Below are 19573 nucleotides of genomic sequence, written 5' to 3' on the forward strand. Positions count from 1 at the left end.
CAGGTAAAAAACGCCGGGCGACACCGAATATCCGGCGAGCCGCCCGCTCTCTGGAAGACTAGACCAGCCCCTGTTCCCGTGCCATCGCCATGGCCGCTTTCGGCCCGGTCCACAGCGAGGGCAGGATAATCAGCGACACGGGTATCGCCGTCAGCACGATGAACTGCTGCAACACGCCAATCTGACCGGCACCCATGTACAACAGAATCGCCGCCATCAACGCCATAGCACCGCCCCAGAACACGCGAATCCACGGGTTTGGTTCGTCATGGCCGGCGCCGACCATGGCAATGGAGTAGCTCATGGAGTCGCCGGTAGTGGCCACAAAGATGGTGGTCAGCAACAGGATGGCTGCCGCCATCCAGGTGCCGCCCGGCAGCGCCTGGGCCACCGTGAGTGTTGCCACATCAAAGCGGAAATTGTTCAATGCCTCGGTCAGATCAAAGGTACCTGCCAACTGGTGGTAAATGCCGGAGCCACCCAGCAGGGTGAACCAGATAGTGGTGGCAATGGGGGCCAGTACCGCGACCGCGAGGATCATTTCCCGAACCGTCCGGCCACGGGAGATCCGCGCCACAAAGACTGCCATTAACGGCGTGTAGCCAATGAACCAGGCAAAGAAAAACACGGTCCACCACTTCATCCACCAGCCGGGTGCGGTCTCAGCCGTCAGGGTGGCCATCGCGAAGAAGGAAGTGACGTATTCGCCCATGGACTGGGTGTAGGTGTTAACCAGAAACAGAGTGGGTCCAAAAACGAAAATGATGGCGGCAATGACCAGTGCCAACAGGACGTTGAAGCGACTGAGCAACTGAATGCCTTTGTGAAGCCCGGTCATGGCAGAGGTCATATAAACACCAGCCAGGATAACCAGCACCGTGAGTTGGGTGCCGAACCCGTCCGTAATACCGAACAGTTCGTGCAGACCAAAACTCATCTGGGTGGCGAGAAACCCGATGGGGCCAACCGTGCCGGCAACGACCGCAATCACGCAGAAGGCATCGATCACACCGCCAATGCGACCCTGAATCACCTTCTCGCCGAACACCGGGTACAAAAGGGTTCTCGGTTGCAGGGGTTTGCCCTGGCCGTAATGCGCCCGGGTCAGAACCAGAGCAGTCAGGGAGCCCAAGACCGCCCAGGCGAGAAAACCCCAATGGGTAAAGGACTGCGCCATGGCAGGCGCCACTGCCGCCGGGGTTGCAGCTTCGGTGTCGAAGGCCGGTGGAGTCACCACGAAATGATAAACCGGCTCACCGGCAGCGAAGAACACACCACCGCCCGCCAAAAGGGTACACATGATCATCGACAACCAGCGGAAACGGCCGATTTCCGGCCGGTCCAGTCCACCGATTCTTGCCGCACCCGCCCGACTGAGCGCGGTACCGATGGCGATAAAAAATGTCAGCAATAACAGCACCTGGAAAAAAGAGCCAAGGTACGCGGCGGTCCAGGTGAAGCCCCGCCCAATCAGATCCGCAACGTAGGTACTGTCGAGCACCGAGGCCGCAACAAACAGCAGAATAAAGCCAACAGTCAGCACCAGAACAACGGGATCACTGTCGGCGAGCGCCCCGGATCGTGCCCGCGAAAGGGGTTGGGATTTAACGGTCATAGAGTCTGCCTCTCGATGAAAAAGCCGCGCAGGCTACAGGAAACCTGGCGATCCTGCACGTTCATAGAAAACACTACGTGGTGTTCATCGATGCGGACGTCTACCGATATTCGAAAGGCACCTGACGCAGGATACGTTCGACCGAACCATCTTCCCGCATGCTGTTGATTGCTTCATTGATGGGCGCGATGAGCCCGGCCGCTCGCCCCGTCTTCGCAAGTCCCAACCTGAAGCCCACTGCCTCAAACGGGCCGTTGAAGGCGATGAAGCGAGAACGCAGCGAGCTGTGATTGTGGAGCGCGTAGTCAGCGGCCAGTCGGTTCACGGGGAATACATCGATCCAGTTGCGATCCAGCCTTCGGAAGTTGCTCAGTATTGACGGGGCCTCATCGAGAATGAGGCCGTATTCTGTAACTGCCCTGTTGAAGGCTTCACCGTAGTTGAAGCCGGCAACGACTCCGATGCGAAGGCCGCGAAGCTCTTCAAACGCGAGTCTCTCCTGCGCCCTGGGGTTGTCGCGGCGATACCAAAACACGTTGGCATCGGACAGCAAAGGAGATGTCATTATCAGAAATTGCTTTCGCTCCTCGCTCGCGGTTAACAACATAATGCCGTCGACATCGCCACGCTCGGCCATTTTCAGGCAACGAAGCCAGAGCAGAATACTCAATCTCACCGGCCTGCCGGTCCTTGCGAAAATTTCTTTCATGAAATCGACCGCATAACCGCCGACGGCACGACCGTTGGCGTCGCCATAACTGTACGGGGGCCAATGACTGTTGCAGAAGTGAAGCGGGGCATCCGTAGTTTCTTCCGCCGCAAGTGCTGAAGCGCAGAAAAACCACAGGGAACATAGCAGTAATCTGGCCATTGCGAAGACTCGAAGCGACATTGGGCGATTCCGCCAACAAAGGGACAGGCCTCAAGTATACGAGGCTGTGGCTGGCACGCCTATAACGACGATGTCTGTTTTGCCAGGACGGGCAGAAGCCACGCGAACGCGCGGCTCCGCTCTGACATGAATTGGAGGGTTACTGCTGCACCTGCTCGAAGTAACCGGCAAGACGCTCTTTGTTCGTCACCGCAGCAGCGCTCAGCTTCTCCACAGCGGCTTTGGCGCTGTCGTAGTTCACCGCTTCACCCACCTGAATCACACCGGCCATGTTCAGAACTGCATGGGGTGTGCAGTTGAAGACATAAACGCCCTCCTCGTTAAGGGTCACAGTGATCTCTTCATTGATCGCTCCCTGCCATCCTTCCGCGCCTTCCGGCACTGCGACGGATGCAGAGTTATGGGCCTGGTCGGCCAATACAAACTTCACCGTATCGCCCGGCTCAGCTTTCAGAAACCCGGGTTCGAAAACCATGGCGCCATCCGCACCGGAATTCTTCATCTCGATCACATGTTCGGCCGCGAGAGCCGCACCGGAGGCCAGGGTGAGCGCAACAGCAACCAGGATGTGCTTGAACGTAAATCCCATAATGACTTCACCTCATTGGTTGTTGACTAACAATCCCTCAGGTTTACGCCGTCCCGTGGGGCAGGGATTAATCCGAGCGTTAAGGGTATGTGCCTATGGGAATGGAGGAACGACCAACCTAGTGACCGGCTCTCCCGGGGGACTGGCCCAGCCTCACCTGCTGGAGAATGTCAGCGTATTCGAGAATGCGCTCAAAGGGTGCAGCGGAGGGATTTTCAGCCAACATAGCAACTTCGTTGACCATCGCTGACGCAACCGTCTCCGCACTGATCGCGCGATACCTTTTCAGAGGTCCGATCAGGCCATAATTAGCCAGCGGCATTACCGCCATCCCCAGGGATTCCGCCGTGCGCCGCTCGTCCCGATCGCCCAGCAACAGGCTCGGATGATAAACCGCCAGGTACGCAAACCGCAGCGCCCGAACGGCGTCCTCGAGCTCCCCCTTAACCCGGCTGTAGAAAACCGACGAGGTGGCCGACGCGCCAACAGCGGACATCAGAATAAATGCTCGGGCGCCTGCCATCTTCGCCAGTCTGGCTGCCGCCAGGGCGTAGTCATGATCCACCTTACGGAACGCATCGCGGGAGCCGGCCTTGTGGATCGTCGTGCCAAGACAGCAGACCACTGCGTCCACGTGAAAGATCGCCGCATGGGCCTCCAGCGCATCGAAATCGACCACATGCTGAGACAGCTTCGAGTGCTCAAGGGCAAGCGGTCGGCGCACCGGTGCCACCACAGACGTCACGGCCGGCGTGGCCAGCAAGCCCTCAAGAACCAGACCACCGGTCAATCCCGAGGCTCCCAGAATCATCACGTTCATTACACTCTCCATGCCTGATGTCAGGGCGTAAAGCATATCCAATCAGCCAGCATCATCGCCACCTGACCTGGCCCAGGAAATTGGCATTTCTTCGGCTGACCTGAAAACCAGAGCCAATGGCAGCCCCGGAATGCTGTGTTCTCCTTGTTCAAAAGAGGAGCCATCGCCATGCTGATCCGTACCCTACTGCTGATAGTTACCCTGTTATGCAGCGCCACGCCCCTGTCTGCCCAGAACTGGAGCGATTACCCTGACACACTCGCGCCATTCAGCTACTCCGAGCAGAATCTGGCCGAGCATTGGCAGACGCTGACCTATGGGCTTCGGGGCCCACTGCCCACGGCAGACAGCCTGAGAGAGGATGCCGAGCGCTGGCCGGAGATGTACGGCTACACCCAGGCACACCTGCAGTCTATCGCCAATACCCACCCAGAACTGGCTCATCTCTCCGAAGGCAACCTGGACGAGCATTTCGACGCTTATGCCGCGGAACTGCGCAATGCCTGGAGCCTGCTGTTCAACGGCCGCTTTCAGGAAGCGCGGGATCTGGGGCTGGCGCTCGGACCCGCCGGCTATTTCCCCGGGCTGTACGCCCAGGCGCTCTACGCCACGCTGATCGAAACCGATCCGGACAAGCGACATAGCCTGCTGGAAGAGGTGATCCATCTCACTCGGGACATCATGCCCATGGCCCCGGATCACCCGATGATCCGCTTTGGCAATGCCTATGGCAAAGCGCGGATTCTCGAAGACGTCTCCGCGACCGAGGCGCTTGGCACCGGGTATACCTCGGAAATACAGGACACCCTGGAAACACTGCTGGATGAAGACGCCAACAACGTCTACGCCATCACCCTGCTGGCCGGTGTTCAGGCCGGCATCATCGAGAAAGCCGGCGGCTTTGTCGCGCGGCTGACATACGGCGCCAAGCAATCGTCCGTGGTGGAGCTGTTCGAGCAAGCCCGGAAAATCTCACCGAAGTACCCCGGGGTCTACTACGAATACGCCCGGGCCCACGTGAAAATGAACGGTGACGACGGCAAAAAGGCGGCGCTGCCGCTGCTGGAGAAAGTCGACAGTATGCAACCGGTCAGTGCTGAAGAAGCCCTGTTGATCCGCGCAGCAACCCGATTGCGTGGCATTTTACTTTGAATCCGTTGCCAACCGGCGGCCCGCGCGCAAGGTGCGGGAAAGGATTAACGGAAATTTAGGTTCTAAGGTTCGACAACCGACAGGAAGTTGACTACTTTTTAACCGACACCATCTTGGCAACGGAGGCTAGGATCATGAACCCCGTCATTCCTCTCATTCTTGCAGTTCCCTTACTTGCAGTTTCTGGCAACGCCCTCGCTGGGAGCGACAGCGGCCTGTACCTGGGCGCATCCATCGGCGAGGCGCAGCTCGACTTCGACGATGACCGTCCAGGCGCCAATGACATCGATGTCGACATCGATTTCGACGACGAAGATACCGCCTACAAGGTTTTCGCGGGCTACAATCTCGGGTTGATCCCGTTGGTCGACCTTGCCGTTGAGGGCGCCTACGTGGATTTTGGCAAGTTCCGAGGCGATATCGGCCCGCTCAGCGACGCCGATTTTGAAGTGGACGGATGGACCGCCGCCGCCCTGGCTGGCGTAAAGCTCGGCCCCGTCGGTATATTCGGCAAAGCCGGCTTCATCAGTTGGGACGGTGACCTGGACGACATTGGTGACGAAGACGGCACTGACCCGTTATATGGTGTCGGTGCGCGGATCACCCTGTTCTCGTTCCAGGTTCGCGCCGAATATGAGCGCTACGAACTCGACAACTTTGATATCGATTACTACTCCGTAGGGGCCGCTTACACCTTCTGATCGTTCTCTCCGGGCAGTGCTTCAACCACTGGCGGTCCCGGCAATTCCTGCTCAACCTTTCTCAATGCGACGTCGATGCCAATGTCGTCGGGCGTCTAACCGGAAAAGATGTCTGCAAACTGGCGACCATAGCGCTCAATCCACTCCCGCGCTGCCGTCTGGCTGTCCAGTTCACGTCCGTCCTTACAGAGCGCCTGACGGAAGTGCTCGATCTGGCAAACCTGCTCCACCATTTTGCTCTTGAAGGACTCCGACTCATCGCTGAAGCGGATCGCCACCCGATATCCGTCGGCGATTCGCCGGCACCTCACTACCTCGCCCGAGATTCTGTAATCCTGTTGCAGCGAGGGGATGCCCAACTCCACCGGCTCATCCCGCCGGAGTTTGTTGCGCAGGCTGCAGGCCAGACCGCCCTGGCTGATATCACACAGGCTGGCTTCATCGCCGCGAGCGCTTTTCGCTGAGAAAACGAGAATCGGGAAGTCTGTGGGATGACGTATGAAGCGTCGCACATGTCTTCTCCCTGAGGTTGATGGTTTCCATGAAGCAAACCCGGCTCTTATTACTCAGTATAGGCCGGCTTGCCAATGAAATCCGGGCGGATCTTGATGTCCCGCACCTCTGGTGCCAAGCTTCCTGCTGATTTCCCGGTTCCTAACCCACGCAACCCACAAGAAGGCTGTTACCATGGATGTCGTCAGAACCCCGGATGCACGATTCGATCGACTGCTGGATTATCCCTTCGAGCCGCACTATGCGGAACTGGGAGACCTGCGGATGCATTACGTGGATGAGGGACCCGGCGATGCCAGCCCGATTCTGATGATGCACGGCGAGCCTACCTGGTCCTACCTCTATCGTCACATGATTCCCGTGTGTGCCGCCGCCGGCCACCGGGTCGTTGCGCCTGACCTGATCGGCTTCGGCAAGTCCGACAAACCCACGTCCATCGACGACTACAGCTATCAACAGCATATGGACTGGATGCAGGCGTTTATCGATCAACTGGATCTGAACAACATCACACTGGTCTGCCAGGACTGGGGTTCCCTGCTGGGACTGCGACTTGCCGCGGAAAACCCCGACCGCTTCCGCGCCATCGTGGTCGGAAACGGCATGCTGCCCACGGGCGACCAGAAAGCGCCACTGGCGTTCAAGATCTGGAAGAACTTTGCCCTGCACAGCCCCTGGTTTCCCATTGGCCGCATCATCGACGCCGGTTCTTTCCGCAAGCTGGGCCCGGATGAGCTACGCGCCTACGATGCTCCTTTCCCGGGCAGGAAATACAAAGCAGGCACCCGGGCATTTCCACGCCTGGTCCCCATGCGACCGGACGACCCCGCCAGCGAAGCCAACCGGGGGGCCTGGCGGGTGCTGGAACATTGGCACAAGCCGTTCCTGACCACCTTCAGCAATGGCGACCCGATCACCCGGGGTGGTGATGCCTACATGCAGAAACGCATCCCGGGGGCTCAGGACCAGCCCCACGTTACGCTCAAAGGCGGACACTTCCTGCAGGAAGACTCGCCGGTGCCATTTGCTCAGGCAATCAACAGCCTGCTGGCAACCCTGGGGTAAGTTCGAACGCCTCGCCCAGCGTCCGGATGCACGCGAGGGGCTGGTCAATCAGGGGCACGTGGCCGCTTTTCTCCAGGGTCACCATGCGGGCGCCGGGGATCAGATCCGCCATAACTGCCTGACCGGGCCAGGGGTACATTTCCGAGCGGCGGCCGGCCATCACCGTGGTCGGCACCATCAGTTCCGGCAGGAACCCCCGAAAATCGTACCCCTGTTCCGCATAGGCCCGCATGTGCTGGTACAGAGTGTACCAGTTGTCCACCGGCACCAGCTGCCGGGCCATCCCGGGCACTCGCATCAACCGGCCCGCCGCCCACTTCATCCAGCGGCGGCTGAGGGCAACTTCCATGAACTCGGCCAGATCCTCCTGGAACTGGTGGCGCAGGGCCATAGGCAATTGGGCAAAGGGTGTTTCGGGATCAATACGCGCCAGTTGCTCCAGCAGCGGCCACCACGACTGGATCCGGTGTGGGCCGTGCTCGCCAAAAATCCCCCAGGGCCAGCCCGGACCGTGAGCAATGCACGGCGACTGGTCAATGTTGACGTAATGACGCACTGCGCGGGAACCGAAGAGCTCCATGTAGCGCAACGACGTGCTTGCTCCCATGGAAATACCGCCAAGGCCCACCGGCTCGCCCACGCTGTATTCGCGGATGACTGCGTCAAGATCGCGGGCATGGCTGGTCAGAACACAGGCTTCACTACAGGCCAGCCGCGACGAACCGCCGAAACCCCGCAAATCCGGGAGTACAAACCGGAAGCGATGCGCCAGCGGCAACACAATGGGCAGCCAGTGACGGCTGTCCATGCCGAAACCGTGCACCAGAATAACAACCGGGCCGCGCCCGATCTCCCTGACCTTTAGCCTGGCGCCGTCGTGTGCCGTTACTCGTGCCATAGTCTTTTGACCCAGTCTGAATGAGGGCCCTATTGTCCACACGCTGGCCGTCCCGACTATGGGCTGTAGGGCCAGAAACCGGGGCAATTGATCACTGCACATGCCTCAGATTGCGGTTAGGGCTTTTCAGAGCGCTGAAACATGGCGGCTTTCTGTGGTTTGGTCCAGACTGTGTTAGGAAAGTGAGTATCCGTTTCGAAAGCGCGTCGGGAGCCTGCCATGATAAGGATGCATGGAGAGTATCGCCGGCATTTGCGATCCGGGATTCGTGTCCCGGTGGTTCTGACGTATGCCAATCACACAGTAGAAGCCAACACACTGGATATATCGGCTGGAGGATTGCGGCTGAAAAGGCCGGAGCGGGTGTATATCCGCCCCGGTGAAAGCGTTGACGTGGACTTTCGCAACATGGCCGGCACCAAGGTCGCGGCAATGGTCACGCACAGCGGTAAGTCTCACATCGGCTTGAAGTTCTATCGCAGACGATTTTCCGAAAGTGAGCTGACCACGCTCTATGGCGCCGCACCCGGCTGGCAGCGTATGACAGCCAAAACTAAGCGGGCACTCTGGAAGAACAGCCGCCGCTTCGCGGTTTTTCTGGCCAACACCTATCTGCGCGCGCCCCTTCACGCCCTGGCCCAGCCACAGTTCCTGTTTGCGGTGTACGGGAATCAGGACCAGGCCGGGGCCTATTTTACACCCGGCATGGCAAAGCGTATGCCCTCCAATATGGTGCTGGGTTTCATCCGCAATGAAGACATGCGCGGCCTGATGGTGGCGTCGCAGTTTCTGGAGCATGAGCTGGAAGCGGATTCCGATAAGGTCCGGCTGTACATGGAGCGATTGCAGCAGGACTACCCCAACGTGCAGCGGATCGCCCTGGTCGGACGCCTGCCCAATTTTGTCATGAAAGCCGGCATCGAAATTGCGGATCCGCTGGTAGAGGGCAGTCTCGGAACTCGCTACATGATCTGGGACGTGGCGCGCCAAATGCTTGAGCGCCCTCAATATTGCAAGCAGACCAGCATCGTTGTGCTCGGGGGCGCCGGGCGCATCGGCAACGCAGTGTGCCGCGACCTCACAAACCTGTATGACCGGGTGATCGGATTTGACCCGCGCTATAAGGAAGACCAGGAAATCGTCACGGACGGGGGCACGATACTGCACACCTCCTCCCTCGCCAATCTGTTGGACGAGAAGCTGTTCATTGGCCTGACCCACCACGGCGATGCCGTACTGGAGCTCCAGCAATACATCAGCCCGGGCGCCCTGATTGCTGATGACACTCACCCCTGCATCAGCCTTACCGCCCGGGAACGCCTGCAAGAGAGTCAGATCGCGGTGGAGAAGGTGGTGCTCTCCCATGAGGAATTTCTGATGTGGCCGCGCATGCCGGCCTGGAACAACCGCGATATTCCGGGCTGCCTGGTGGAAGCCCTGGTTCTGCTCCGGCAGCCGGGCGTTGGCAAAGGTGATTTTTCCGCCTTCTGTGAGCAAGCCGAGTTTCTCGGCTTTACCGGCCGGCTGATCAGCCCGCTGGACGAGTAAGGTGAACAGGGATGCGCCATGAGGAATCGCAACCAATGGGCAGCAGGATGGCTGGTGATATTGCTTCTGTTCGCCCTGTCCGCCAGTGGCCAGGCACTGACGGTGCAGGGCGACACGGGTCGTTACCGCCTGAATCACCTCATAGACTATTTTGTCGGCGATGAGCAATCCCCGGGTCAGGCACTGCAACGGGGACAGTGGCAAGCCAAGCACGACGACAGCGTGCTCAATCTGGGGTTCACCGATCAATCGGTGTGGCTCAGAGCATCCCTGACCATCCCTGAACCCCTGAACCGTCAGTGGTACCTGGTGATTCCCTATCCCCTGCTGGAGGAAGTAGATCTCTACATCCTGCGCGATCGGCAACAACTCCCCATCTACCACATCAGTCGCGAACAAAGTGAAACCCGGCGACAACAGCCCCGTAGCTATCAGGTCGCCCTGCCCTTACCCCGCGACCTGCAGGGTGAATTGCAACTGGTGCTGCGAGCGCGGTCCGCAACGTCATTGCAAGTGCCACTGGAACTCTGGCGCGAGGACCGCCTGCTGACCCAGTTTTCCCTCCGCAGTCTATACTGGGGCGCCTATTTCGGGGTGCTGTGCGCCCTGGTGATCTACAATCTGTTCCTGTTTTTGTCCCTCCGGGATTCAGCCTACGGCTACTACGTGCTGTACATCGTATCGATGAGCCTGGTGATGCTGTGTATATCCGGGGTTGGCAATGCGTGGATCTGGGGCGGGCACCCGCTGCTGACCCGTTACGCCCTGCCCCTCAGCACCGCTCTGGTGTCACTTTTTGCCCTGCTTTTCGCACGCAGCTTTATGAAATGGCAGGACATTTCTCCTCGCTGGGATCGCAGCATGAAGGTTTCGGCGGGTCTTGCCGGCCTGCTGGTGGTCTACACCTGGGTTGATCCCACACGCGGCGCGCTGTTCGCAGGGCTGCTGGCCACGCTGGTGATTTTTCTGCTCATCGCCGTGGGGCTGGCGGGCCTGAAGGCCGGCGTCGCTATTGCCCGCTATTTCGTGTTGGCCTGGACGACCTTCGCCGTGGGGGCTTCCCTGTACCTGCTGAATGTTTTTGATCTGTTACCAGTGAACCTGATTACCAACCATGCCATGCAAGTGGGCTCCGTCGCCGAGGTACTGTTGCTCTCCTTCGCGCTCGCCCACCGCATCAAGGAAGAACGGGCACGCAAACTGGCGGCCCTGCGCAAACAACAGATGGCCGAGCGCCAGGTCCGGGATCTGGAATTGCTGTCGATGGAACAGGCCATGCACGACTCAACCACCCGGATGCCCAATGCCTCGCTGCTAAATCAGCAGCTACACACCATGATGCGGGCGAACAGGCGGGTCGCGCTCACACTGGTCCATTACCCACAGATCAAGGACATTGCCTCCAGCATGGGCCACCGGTTGGCGGAGGAAATGTTCTGCCAGTTGATGAGTAAGCTCAACCATACGCTGGCGGGTCTGCAAGGTGTGATCTGCCTCGAAAGCCGGCAGCGCGCCTACCTCGCCATTCCCGAATTCGGTTCTGCAGCGTTCCTGATAGACCTGGCGCACATTGAAGGCCCGCTGGAGCCGTTCATCGAACAGGTGGTGGGGAATCACGAGATCTCGGTTCATGCCGTCAGGCTGCCGGTGTTCATGAACCTGTGCTGCGGCGTAGCTATAGCCCCGGAGCATGGTGACAGTACCGAGATCCTGTACCAGCATGCCTCGGCGGCCCGCGACCGCAGCGAGTCGAGCAAGGTTCCGGTGCAGGTCTACAACAACGAGATCTCCGATTTCGCACGGCGACGCCTGGATCTGGTGACCGCCCTGCCCCCGGCGATACAGGCCGGGGAACTGACGCTGCACCTGCAACCCCAAATGAGCAGCAGTGGTCACAAGCTGGTGGGCGCGGAAATCCTGCTGCGCTGGCACAGCGCGCGTTTTGGTTCGGTTTCCGCACGGGAGGTGATCGAGATTGCGGAGAATGCCGGCCTGATGGACCTGCTGTCACGCCACATCATGACCCAGGCGTGCAGAACCATGCAGACCCTGCATGAGCGCCAGGTGGACATCACCTGCAGCATTAACCTGTCGGTTCAGAATCTCACCAACAGCCACTTTGTCTCCTTCGCCCTGACCGACATCCGGGAGCATGACATTCCCATGAACCGGGTGATCTTCGAAGTGACAGAAACCGCCATGATGCACAATATGGAGGCAGTGATCGGGTCGCTGTTGAAAATTGCCAACAGCGGCTGCCGGATCGCCCTGGATGATTTTGGTACGGGTTACTCGTCGTTGGCGTACCTGAGCCGCCTGCCCATCCATGAACTGAAGATTGATCGTTGTTTCATCAGCCAGATGTGTTCCAACCAGAATGATCTGGGCATCGTCCAGAACACACTGAAACTGGCGCGCAGCATCAAGCTGGAAACCGTGGCCGAGGGCGTGGAGGACGAAAACACCCGTGAGTTACTCAGCCAGCTTGGCTGCAACCGGTTGCAGGGATACCTGTTTGCCCGGCCAATGCCACTGGACACCTTCTGCGACTGGGCAAAGACGCTGAAAGGCTCGCCCTGCTGACACGGCTATTTCGCCATGTGCCCCACGTAGGCGGCGGTAAAGGCAGTCTCCTGGAAAACCTTCAGCCCGGTATCCGCAAACGGAATCGGCAGGGGATGGGCGGCCAGCGTGGACTTGATCAGCGCCGGTGGCAGCAGCCTGACGTCCAGTCCGGGCTGGTCGATCAGTTGGATGGCCGCCTCCAGCTTGAAGCTGATGGCACCCCCGGCAAACTTGCCCTTGGGCATCCGCTCCTTGATCGCCACTCCGGTTACCCCATGCTCGGTCATCAAGGCGGCGAACGCCGCCTGGAACTGCTTCAGGTCCTGCCGGGTGTGGTTCTTGCTCAGCGACAGCTTGCGCACCTTGCATTCCGGCAGGCTGAACTGCCCCCGGTCGAGCTTCAGCAAGCACACCACCGCATCGCTACCGGTCAGTTCCACTCCGCAAATAATCATGGCCTTGCTCGCTTCAATCTTCTGGCTGGACGAACCCTGCGCCCATTCAACCACAACACTTCTTGAACTTCAGACCGCTGCCGCAACTGCATGGGTCATTGCGACTCGGGGCTTTCGCCACCGTGACCGTCGGCCCCTTGTTCAGGATCGCAGTCAGTTCCGCAATGGATTCAACAGCGTCCTCGCGGGTGTCTACGGCGATGTTCGCATACAGGCCGGCCTCGGCCACCTCAGCCGCAAGTTCCAGCTTGCGCGACTCACTGGTGACCACCAGGGTCAGCGGAAATTTCTTGCTGCCGCTTTTTTTGCTGGCATTGGTCTCAAAACCGCCGTAAGCGGTGTGGTGCTGGCGCGCATCCTGCCGGCCCTTGAAAAAAAACTTGTCTGACATATCGAAATCCTGGAGGTAGGGAGCGTAACCAGTCAAACATTCACAGGCTGGCTGTCACTGGACGGAACCTTTTAACACGCTTCCGAAATTGACGATATAGGTACCGTGCGATACTCCCTCAGTCAAAAGGGGCCCCGAGGGAGATTCATAAGGCATTTGCCACCCGAGCACGTATAATTAAGGACATGTAGTCACACTATCCCCTGCTGAGTTGTTCCTGCCCATGGCCGATCAGAATACCGACAAGCTCGTTGCGACCTCTCAGGCTTTGTTGCCGTTCATCGAGTCGTTGCCCGATGCCGTCGTCATCGTCAACGCGAATCACCAGATCGTACTGGCCAACATCCGCGCCGCAGAGATGTTCGGGCACGAGATTGCCGCCATGATGGGTTCTGACCTCAAGATGATCATCCCGGCGCACCATCGGAAAAGGCATGCCGGAAACGTGACTGGCTACTTCGAGACACCTCATGCCCGGCCCATGGGCGCAGAGAAACGCTTCTCAGGACTGCGCGCCGATGGCACGGGGGTGCCCGTTGATATCATGATTAACGAACTCACGCTGGACGGGGCGCCGGCTGCCATGGCGCTGGTCAGGGATGTCACCTATCAGAGGGCGCTGGAGGATCGGCTGACGCTGGAATCCCTGACGGACGAAATGACCGGTTTCTACAACCGGAAACACTTCAAAACCCAGCTAAAGGCCCAGTACGCCGGTTTTGTTCGCTCGGGCCTGCCCGCTTCCGTAATCATGTTCGATTTCGATCACTTCAAGGCCATCAATGATCAGTTCGGCCATGCCAGCGGCGACATGGTACTGATCAAAGTCGCACAGATGATTCAGAGGGAATTGCGGCCAACGGATGTGGGGTGTCGTATCGGCGGCGAAGAGTTTGCCATCATTCTGCCCAATACGTCCCTGGAGGAGGCAGCGGCGTTTGCTGAACGCATTCGTCAGCGCACCGGGGCCATGGAGCTCAGGCACGAAGACACGTCTTTCCACGCCACCATTACCGTGGGCGTTGCCTCGTTTTCAAAATCCGACACCTCCCACGATTCATTAATGCGCAAAGCGGACAGCGCTCTCTACGCAGGCAAGGCCAGTGGCCGCAACTGCGTCAGAATCACCCGGGATGACGAGGCCACACCCCTTGCTTCTCCGTGAGCGTCCTTGCAGAAACCGCAGCCCCAACGCGCAATGCCGTTCATGAAGCCTTGCGCTCTTCAGCCAGTTTACCCCTGACCTTCATCAGCACCTCACCGTACCGGTTGTCGCCGCGACGGTCCCGGCCACAGCCCCAGAAGTAATCGAAGTTGCTGTTCTCAACGATATTCCTGTCGCCGGTGTCGAGAAGTTCCTGTGCCAAATGCGGGTACGTACAGCAGCGGGTGTACACGGCTCGCGTCATGATGGTTTCACGCACCCGCTTCCAGTCCGGCCGCAGGCTTTTATGGCGTTTACGGCCCAGATTTCTTGCTTGCATGGGCGTGGCTGCCATGCGCACCTGTTCCTGGCGGATTTCATCGGTGAATTTCATGCCCTGAAAATAGTGTTCCACCGTGGGCCAGACCTTGCCTTCCAGCTCAAAGCTGAAAGCCGCATGGGTGCCCAGCGGATTGTCGGGGTCGGCCCGTGAAATGTACAGATCGTTCTCGCCGCTGTTGGGTGGAAAAAGAGACATGGATACAAAACCTCGGAGTGAAGATAAAGTGGCGCTGGTGTTCAGCTACACGGATTATTACTGAGCCTGAGCCAATGGTCACGTCAGCAGCGGAAACGCGCTGACTTTTCCGCAGATGAATCTTTCCTGGTTTTCTTACGTACCTTTTCTGTACAGTTATCGAAAATAAAAGGAAAGTTTCGTTATGCGCACTTTGTTCATCGCCCTGGCAGCCACCACTCTTATCGGCTGCAGCGGCGGAAATAGCCAAACCCAGGAAGTTACCGCAACCGCCTATAACTCCGTCACCAGCCAGACCAAGGCCGGCGACCCGGCCCTGACCGCCTGGGGTGACACCCTCAAGCCGGGCATGAAAGCCATCGCCGTTTCCCGTGATCTGATCGAAGATGGACTGACTCATGGGACCGAAGTGACTATCGAGGGCATGTCGGGTACGTACATCGTGCGGGACAAGATGAACAAACGCTGGAAAGACAAGATCGACATCTACATGGGTGTGGATGTCAAAGCGGCGAGGGACTGGGGTAAACGCACCGTCACCATCTCCTGGAATGAAACCGAATAGCAGGGCGCGGCCCATGCAGGACAATCAGCCCAGCAGGCGCTCCTTGGCTTCATTGACGCGCGCTGCAAGATAGTTGCTGCCTCCACGATCCGGATGCATTCTCTGCATCATCCGGCGGTGAGCCTGAATGATCTCCTCGCGGCTGGCACCGGGTGCGAGCCCGAGGATGTCGAGGGCCTCGCTCTCAGTCAGCGGGCCACCGGCACTGGTGGAACCGCCGTCAGTGCCGCACTGGTCTTCAGGCTCGTCATCCACCCGCCAGGAATCCCCGAACCGGCGGTCCAGATAGGTCTCCAGCAGCCGGCCTGAATCCTCATCCTGCTCCCGGCAATAGCGCAGCAGCTCGATAAACTCCTTCTCGCTGAGCTCTGCCAGCTCTCGCCCCGCCATCGGTCCCTTGAGGACACGGCCACTCATGGTGCCGGAATCATGATCCAGGGTCATAGCGAGGACGTCGCTGGACACCTGGGACTGATTCCCGGAACTCGCTGTCGTGCCACCATGGCCCGCACCGCCAACTCGCCCTGTCAACAGCGAAGGCAGCACACGACGCAACAGCGGATACAGGAACGCCAACAACGCAAACACGAAGTGCAAACGGCCGGTCAGGGCCAGCAGAACTACCAGTCCGATACCCGCCAGTAACGCCAGTTTGATAACCGCCGGCTTGCGCTGACCGGGCGGCTGGCTGCGCAGCCATGCCCAGGCAACAATCGACGCTCCAATCACCAGTAGTGTCAGTGGCACTCGGATACCCCGGGCGGATCCGCCCAACAATGAATTGACGTTTGTCTGCTTTTAACCACCCGCACGCGCTACCGGATTTGTCGGGTCAGGCGCTTCACTTCCTCGGAACTGCGGCTGGAAAAATCCCCAAGCGCCTTGGTGCCTCCGGAAGCATAGACCGCCACTGCCGCCATAAGATCCCTGAGAACCTGTGGGCTGGCGCGATCAAAGGGTGCGTAGGCGCCACCCGACAGTTTGCTTACCTGTTTGAACACCGCCCGGGCATGGGCATCGTTGCCCTCATGAAACATGAACACCGGGGTTCGCAGCATGCCCAGCTCGCCAGCTGTGTGGCAAAGATCGTCCACCGGTTCCTCGCAACAATCGCCAATAAACACCACGGCTTTCACCGCCTCGGCCCGGGTCTCCTTGACGGCGTGGGCCAACACCCGGCTGATCTGGGTGCGACCACCCAGGCAGGACACCCTGTTCATCAGCGTCAGCAACTGACCGGTTTCCGTCACAAAACCTGTGGCCTTGAACTCGCCAAAGCCCCGATAGTAACAAAGCTGAATGGCCAGGCCGCCCAGATCCCGAGTCGCCATAAACAGTTCACTTTGCAAATGACAGGCCTGATCCCAGGTGGCTTCACGACTGGCGGTGGCGTCCAGAGCGAAAATCAGCCGGCCCTGCCCGCCACTGTGCGTCGGCAGCGTGCGAACCTGATGGATAAACTCGTCGATGGATTGCTTATCGGATCTGGGGCGTAGCTCTTTATCGGACATAAGACTCTGGAAACCGCCTGCGCTGCAACACTGATCGTATAATCGTAGGGTAAAGACACCCCAATTCACAGGTTTAAACGGCTCCGGTAACGACAGCAAATCCGCATAAACTATCCCGAAAAGCGACGCAAATCACGGTGGCGGTGAACCAAAACGCCATTTGCGGCCTACACTGCTAACCTGCTCATTATTTCGATGCGAACGGAGTTTCTGCATGATTACAGTTCATCACCTCAACAATTCCCGCTCACAACGCGTTCTCTGGCTGCTGGAAGAGCTGGGCGTGCCTTACAAGATCCAGCGTTACGAGCGTGATCCCAAAACCATGCTGGCACCGGCAAGCCTCAAAAAGATCCACCCGCTGGGTAAATCGCCGGTCATCACGGACGGTGACTTGGTGGTGGCTGAATCCGGCGCCATTGTTGAATACCTGGCCCACACCTACGGCAAAGACACCATGCTGCCTGAGAGTGGCGGCCAGGCGTGGCTGGATTACACCTATTGGTTGCATTACGCCGAGGGCTCACTGATGCCACCGCTGGTGATGCGCCTGGTCTTCGAGAAGGTCAAAACCAGCCCGATGCCGTTCTTCATAAAGCCTGTGGCAAAAGGCATCTCAGACAAAACTAATGAGATCTTCATCGGCCCGATGATCAAAACCCACCTGGACTTTGTTGAAGCCCACCTGACGAAAAACACCTGGTTTCTCGGAGACAACCTCAGCGCCGCGGATATCCAGATGAGTTTTCCGCTGGAAGCGTCCGTGGCGCGGGGCATCGTCGGCGAGCACCGGCCCCACATCAATGCCTGGGTGCAACGCGTGCACGCCCGGCCGGCGTATCAACAGGCGCTGGAAAAGGGCGGGAAATACGATTTCGCCTGAACGGCGACCATCAGTTTTTTGACCTGTGCAGGGCGCTGACGCCCTGCCAATCCTCCAGATCCTGCTCGGGTTTTTCAGAGCGAAAGCGGGCATAGAGCGCAACACCCCGTGCATCCTCGAGAATATCCACCCGAATGCCCCTCTCTTCCAACGCCGCTTCGGTGCCGGAGGCATTCGTTACATCACCTACCACAACGCGGCTGAATCCTCGCATTGCAAGCAGCGTGGCGCACACCTCACAGGGGCTAAGGCTGGTGTAGAGCGTGGTCTGGCTGAAATCAAGCCGGCCTGCGTCACGAATGGCAGACGTCTCGCCGTGGTTGTAGGGATGGTTCTCCTGAACCAGCGTGTTGTGCCCCTTACCCACAATCCTGCCGGTGGCATTATCCACAATCACAGCACCAATGGGGCAGCCGCCCTCGTTGTAGCTCTTCTGCGCCAGCAACACCGCGATGCGCATGCGGTCTGCATCCGTCAACGCCTGTGCGAATTCGTCACCCATAAGAACGGGCAGGCTTCGGGTTGGCATATGGGCAATGGCCGTCAAGGCCTGTTCGTTTGCCTCGGACTGTTGATTCAGGAGCGGTTTCATAGGGATCTGGCGGAATCCTTGATGGGATCATGAATGAATGGGCGGCCAGTGGTTCAGTTGCGGATCAGCCGCCCCTGTGGCCCACTGTCAATCAGCATACAACAAAGGACAGCGCGCTGTGATAACCCACTCCTGGGCCAGAACCCTGCGCCCCCAAAAGCTGCCGTTCCGGCGCCGTCTGACGCGAGCCTCAGTGGCGTTGATCTATCGCAAAGCGGATGACGGCGGCGTCGAATTGATGTTTATCCAGCGGGCCCGCCGGCAAGGCGACCCCTGGTCCGGCGACATGGGCTTTCCGGGTGGGCGCATGCAACCGGAAGACGCCACACCCCGTGCGGCCGCTGAGCGGGAAACGCTCGAAGAAACCGGCGTCGATCTCCTGCGCCATGGCCGCTTTCAGGCCCGGCTCTCGGACCTGATCACCCGCCATCATAGCCGCTGGCGCCCCATGGTCGTCACACCCTACGTGTATCAATGGCATGGCACGCAGCCGGTCACGCTGAATCATGAAGTGGAACAAATAGTGTGGGTTCCACTGGACTACCTCGCCGCCCGAGAAAACCAGAGCAGGCTGCCCTGGCGCACGCCCGTAGGCACTCTGAGCCTGCCTTGTTGCCGCTACCAGGATTACTGCATCTGGGGCCTGAGCTACAGCATGTTGCAGGAGCTGCTTGTGCTGGGCGCAAGCGCCGTCGCGATTACTCCACCGTGATGGTGATTTGCTCAGACATCACCGGCGGCTCATGGGGTACGTGCAGGTGGTCTCCCACCAGCAATTTCAGTGTATGCTCACCGGGCGACAATTCCAGGGTGGTCTGGGTTTGTCCACCGCCAAAGTGAATATGGCGGTCATCCGCCGGCACCGGCTGGTTCATGGCGGGCAGATCGTCGACATCCACAAGCAGGTGATGATGGCCGGTGCTACCGCGCTCCACACCCGCCGGAGCCACGCCCAGCCCCTCCAGACCAAACCTCACCGTTACTGGCGAACTGACAGTTTGCCCATCCATTGGTGAAACAAAATACACCGCTGCGCCGTCAGGCGCGGGCGTTGCGCCATGGGCAGCGGAAACCATTGAAACTGCCAGCACGGAGTAAAGGAAGAAACGTTGTGTGTTGGTGATCATATTCATGAC

The 19573-nt window shown here is 59.0% G+C and carries 22 protein-coding genes; 9 read left to right on the plus strand and 13 right to left on the minus strand.

All coding sequences use genetic code 11. The features are described from left to right. Positions 1-58: 58 nt before the first annotated feature. The 4 genes from MLC70_RS05475 to MLC70_RS05490 form a co-directional block, all read right to left on the minus strand. The gene (locus MLC70_RS05475) at positions 59-1615 is read right to left on the minus strand and encodes a BCCT family transporter (protein WP_248182079.1); all 1557 of its coding nucleotides are present in this window, start codon (positions 1613-1615) and stop codon (positions 59-61) included. A 100-nt stretch (positions 1616-1715) separates the two neighbouring features. Then, positions 1716-2507 (minus strand): substrate-binding periplasmic protein, encoded by a 792-nt coding sequence (locus tag MLC70_RS05480; protein ID WP_248182080.1) that lies wholly within the window; start codon positions 2505-2507, stop codon positions 1716-1718. Between the two features lie 139 nt (positions 2508-2646). Then, positions 2647-3096, minus strand: coding sequence for a pseudoazurin (locus MLC70_RS05485; RefSeq protein WP_248182081.1), 450 nt, complete (start codon positions 3094-3096; stop codon positions 2647-2649). A 118-nt stretch (positions 3097-3214) separates the two neighbouring features. After that, positions 3215-3916 (minus strand): NAD(P)H-binding protein, encoded by a 702-nt coding sequence (locus MLC70_RS05490; RefSeq protein ID WP_248182082.1) that lies wholly within the window; start codon positions 3914-3916, stop codon positions 3215-3217. Between the two features lie 168 nt (positions 3917-4084). Here MLC70_RS05490 and MLC70_RS05495 point away from each other — a divergent pair, with 168 nt between their 5' ends. Together MLC70_RS05495 and MLC70_RS05500 are read left to right on the plus strand one after the other, a co-directional pair. Continuing rightward, positions 4085-5068 carry a hypothetical protein gene (locus MLC70_RS05495; protein ID WP_248182083.1) on the plus strand — a complete coding sequence of 328 codons (984 nt, stop codon included), beginning with the start codon at positions 4085-4087 and terminating at the stop codon, positions 5066-5068. 134 nt (positions 5069-5202) lie between these two features. Then, complete coding sequence (locus MLC70_RS05500; RefSeq protein WP_248182084.1) at positions 5203-5769, plus strand: outer membrane beta-barrel protein; 567 nt, start codon at positions 5203-5205, stop codon at positions 5767-5769. A 95-nt stretch (positions 5770-5864) separates the two neighbouring features. Here MLC70_RS05500 and MLC70_RS05505 read toward each other — a convergent pair whose 3' ends face one another. Further along, on the minus strand, positions 5865-6281 hold the full coding sequence (locus MLC70_RS05505) for a PilZ domain-containing protein (RefSeq protein ID WP_248182085.1): 417 nt from the start codon (positions 6279-6281) through the stop codon (positions 5865-5867). Positions 6282-6456: 175 nt separating this feature from the next. Here MLC70_RS05505 and MLC70_RS05510 point away from each other — a divergent pair, with 175 nt between their 5' ends. After that, positions 6457-7347 (plus strand): haloalkane dehalogenase, encoded by an 891-nt coding sequence (locus MLC70_RS05510; protein WP_248182086.1) that lies wholly within the window; start codon positions 6457-6459, stop codon positions 7345-7347. On the opposite strand, the gene MLC70_RS05515 is transcribed toward MLC70_RS05510, so the two are convergent. Further along, the gene (locus MLC70_RS05515) at positions 7319-8245 is read right to left on the minus strand and encodes an alpha/beta fold hydrolase (protein ID WP_248182087.1); all 927 of its coding nucleotides are present in this window, start codon (positions 8243-8245) and stop codon (positions 7319-7321) included. The genes MLC70_RS05510 and MLC70_RS05515 overlap by 29 nt on opposite strands. Positions 8246-8464: 219 nt before the next feature. Between MLC70_RS05515 and MLC70_RS05520 the strand changes: the two genes are divergently transcribed. Together MLC70_RS05520 and MLC70_RS05525 are read left to right on the plus strand one after the other, a co-directional pair. Then, entirely contained in the window at positions 8465-9793 is a 1329-nt protein-coding gene (locus tag MLC70_RS05520; protein WP_248182088.1) for a PilZ domain-containing protein, read from the plus strand. An 18-nt stretch (positions 9794-9811) separates the two neighbouring features. Then, complete coding sequence (locus tag MLC70_RS05525) at positions 9812-12376, plus strand: EAL domain-containing protein (protein ID WP_248182089.1); 2565 nt, start codon at positions 9812-9814, stop codon at positions 12374-12376. Positions 12377-12381: 5 nt separating this feature from the next. On the opposite strand, the gene MLC70_RS05530 is transcribed toward MLC70_RS05525, so the two are convergent. Further along, entirely contained in the window at positions 12382-12813 is a 432-nt protein-coding gene (locus tag MLC70_RS05530) for a DUF3010 family protein (protein ID WP_248182389.1), read from the minus strand. Positions 12814-12859: 46 nt separating this feature from the next. Next, entirely contained in the window at positions 12860-13204 is a 345-nt protein-coding gene (locus MLC70_RS05535; protein ID WP_248182090.1) for a PBPRA1643 family SWIM/SEC-C metal-binding motif protein, read from the minus strand. 223 nt (positions 13205-13427) lie between these two features. Between MLC70_RS05535 and MLC70_RS05540 the strand changes: the two genes are divergently transcribed. Beyond that, the gene (locus tag MLC70_RS05540; RefSeq protein ID WP_248182091.1) at positions 13428-14369 is read left to right on the plus strand and encodes a sensor domain-containing diguanylate cyclase; all 942 of its coding nucleotides are present in this window, start codon (positions 13428-13430) and stop codon (positions 14367-14369) included. Between the two features lie 40 nt (positions 14370-14409). Here MLC70_RS05540 and ybiA read toward each other — a convergent pair whose 3' ends face one another. Continuing rightward, positions 14410-14886 carry a riboflavin biosynthesis intermediates N-glycosidase gene (ybiA, locus tag MLC70_RS05545; RefSeq protein WP_248182092.1) on the minus strand — a complete coding sequence of 159 codons (477 nt, stop codon included), beginning with the start codon at positions 14884-14886 and terminating at the stop codon, positions 14410-14412. A 184-nt stretch (positions 14887-15070) separates the two neighbouring features. Here ybiA and MLC70_RS05550 point away from each other — a divergent pair, with 184 nt between their 5' ends. Then, positions 15071-15451, plus strand: coding sequence for a 3D domain-containing protein (locus MLC70_RS05550; RefSeq protein ID WP_248182093.1), 381 nt, complete (start codon positions 15071-15073; stop codon positions 15449-15451). A 24-nt stretch (positions 15452-15475) separates the two neighbouring features. Here MLC70_RS05550 and MLC70_RS05555 read toward each other — a convergent pair whose 3' ends face one another. Both MLC70_RS05555 and MLC70_RS05560 read right to left on the minus strand, forming a co-directional pair. Next, positions 15476-16198 carry a J domain-containing protein gene (locus MLC70_RS05555; RefSeq protein WP_248182094.1) on the minus strand — a complete coding sequence of 241 codons (723 nt, stop codon included), beginning with the start codon at positions 16196-16198 and terminating at the stop codon, positions 15476-15478. A 68-nt stretch (positions 16199-16266) separates the two neighbouring features. Next, positions 16267-16962 carry a vWA domain-containing protein gene (locus tag MLC70_RS05560; RefSeq protein ID WP_248182095.1) on the minus strand — a complete coding sequence of 232 codons (696 nt, stop codon included), beginning with the start codon at positions 16960-16962 and terminating at the stop codon, positions 16267-16269. Positions 16963-17176: 214 nt separating this feature from the next. On the opposite strand from MLC70_RS05560, the gene MLC70_RS05565 reads away from it, so the two are divergent. After that, complete coding sequence (locus MLC70_RS05565) at positions 17177-17845, plus strand: glutathione S-transferase family protein (protein ID WP_248182096.1); 669 nt, start codon at positions 17177-17179, stop codon at positions 17843-17845. Positions 17846-17855: 10 nt separating this feature from the next. Here MLC70_RS05565 and MLC70_RS05570 read toward each other — a convergent pair whose 3' ends face one another. Continuing rightward, positions 17856-18437, minus strand: coding sequence for a nucleoside deaminase (locus MLC70_RS05570; RefSeq protein ID WP_248182097.1), 582 nt, complete (start codon positions 18435-18437; stop codon positions 17856-17858). A 118-nt stretch (positions 18438-18555) separates the two neighbouring features. Here MLC70_RS05570 and MLC70_RS05575 point away from each other — a divergent pair, with 118 nt between their 5' ends. Next, positions 18556-19149: an NUDIX hydrolase gene (locus tag MLC70_RS05575; RefSeq protein WP_248182098.1), complete on the plus strand. Its 594-nt coding sequence runs from the start codon at positions 18556-18558 to the stop codon at positions 19147-19149. On the opposite strand, the gene MLC70_RS05580 is transcribed toward MLC70_RS05575, so the two are convergent. Beyond that, positions 19136-19570 (minus strand): DUF4399 domain-containing protein, encoded by a 435-nt coding sequence (locus MLC70_RS05580; protein WP_248182099.1) that lies wholly within the window; start codon positions 19568-19570, stop codon positions 19136-19138. The genes MLC70_RS05575 and MLC70_RS05580 overlap by 14 nt on opposite strands. Positions 19571-19573: the final 3 nt, after the last annotated feature.

Source organism: Marinobacter goseongensis (assembly GCF_023156235.1).
In the GTDB taxonomy this organism is placed as follows: domain Bacteria; phylum Pseudomonadota; class Gammaproteobacteria; order Pseudomonadales; family Oleiphilaceae; genus Marinobacter; species Marinobacter goseongensis.

Coding starts and splice junctions, on each gene's coding strand:
- MLC70_RS05485 (WP_248182081.1), bottom strand. CDS start 3,096: ATGGGATTTACGTTCAAGCACATCCTGGTTGCTGTTGCGCTCACCCTG.
- MLC70_RS05580 (WP_248182099.1), bottom strand. CDS start 19,570: ATGAATATGATCACCAACACACAACGTTTCTTCCTTTACTCCGTGCTG.
- MLC70_RS05535 (WP_248182090.1), bottom strand. CDS start 13,204: ATGTCAGACAAGTTTTTTTTCAAGGGCCGGCAGGATGCGCGCCAGCAC.
- MLC70_RS05475 (WP_248182079.1), bottom strand. CDS start 1,615: ATGACCGTTAAATCCCAACCCCTTTCGCGGGCACGATCCGGGGCGCTC.
- MLC70_RS05520 (WP_248182088.1), top strand. CDS start 8,465: ATGATAAGGATGCATGGAGAGTATCGCCGGCATTTGCGATCCGGGATT.
- MLC70_RS05480 (WP_248182080.1), bottom strand. CDS start 2,507: ATGTCGCTTCGAGTCTTCGCAATGGCCAGATTACTGCTATGTTCCCTG.
- MLC70_RS05525 (WP_248182089.1), top strand. CDS start 9,812: ATGAGGAATCGCAACCAATGGGCAGCAGGATGGCTGGTGATATTGCTT.
- MLC70_RS05565 (WP_248182096.1), top strand. CDS start 17,177: ATGATTACAGTTCATCACCTCAACAATTCCCGCTCACAACGCGTTCTC.
- MLC70_RS05490 (WP_248182082.1), bottom strand. CDS start 3,916: ATGAACGTGATGATTCTGGGAGCCTCGGGATTGACCGGTGGTCTGGTT.
- MLC70_RS05495 (WP_248182083.1), top strand. CDS start 4,085: ATGCTGATCCGTACCCTACTGCTGATAGTTACCCTGTTATGCAGCGCC.
- MLC70_RS05550 (WP_248182093.1), top strand. CDS start 15,071: ATGCGCACTTTGTTCATCGCCCTGGCAGCCACCACTCTTATCGGCTGC.
- MLC70_RS05500 (WP_248182084.1), top strand. CDS start 5,203: ATGAACCCCGTCATTCCTCTCATTCTTGCAGTTCCCTTACTTGCAGTT.
- ybiA (WP_248182092.1), bottom strand. CDS start 14,886: ATGTCTCTTTTTCCACCCAACAGCGGCGAGAACGATCTGTACATTTCA.
- MLC70_RS05570 (WP_248182097.1), bottom strand. CDS start 18,437: ATGAAACCGCTCCTGAATCAACAGTCCGAGGCAAACGAACAGGCCTTG.
- MLC70_RS05540 (WP_248182091.1), top strand. CDS start 13,428: ATGGCCGATCAGAATACCGACAAGCTCGTTGCGACCTCTCAGGCTTTG.
- MLC70_RS05560 (WP_248182095.1), bottom strand. CDS start 16,962: ATGTCCGATAAAGAGCTACGCCCCAGATCCGATAAGCAATCCATCGAC.
- MLC70_RS05515 (WP_248182087.1), bottom strand. CDS start 8,245: ATGGCACGAGTAACGGCACACGACGGCGCCAGGCTAAAGGTCAGGGAG.
- MLC70_RS05510 (WP_248182086.1), top strand. CDS start 6,457: ATGGATGTCGTCAGAACCCCGGATGCACGATTCGATCGACTGCTGGAT.
- MLC70_RS05530 (WP_248182389.1), bottom strand. CDS start 12,813: ATGATTATTTGCGGAGTGGAACTGACCGGTAGCGATGCGGTGGTGTGC.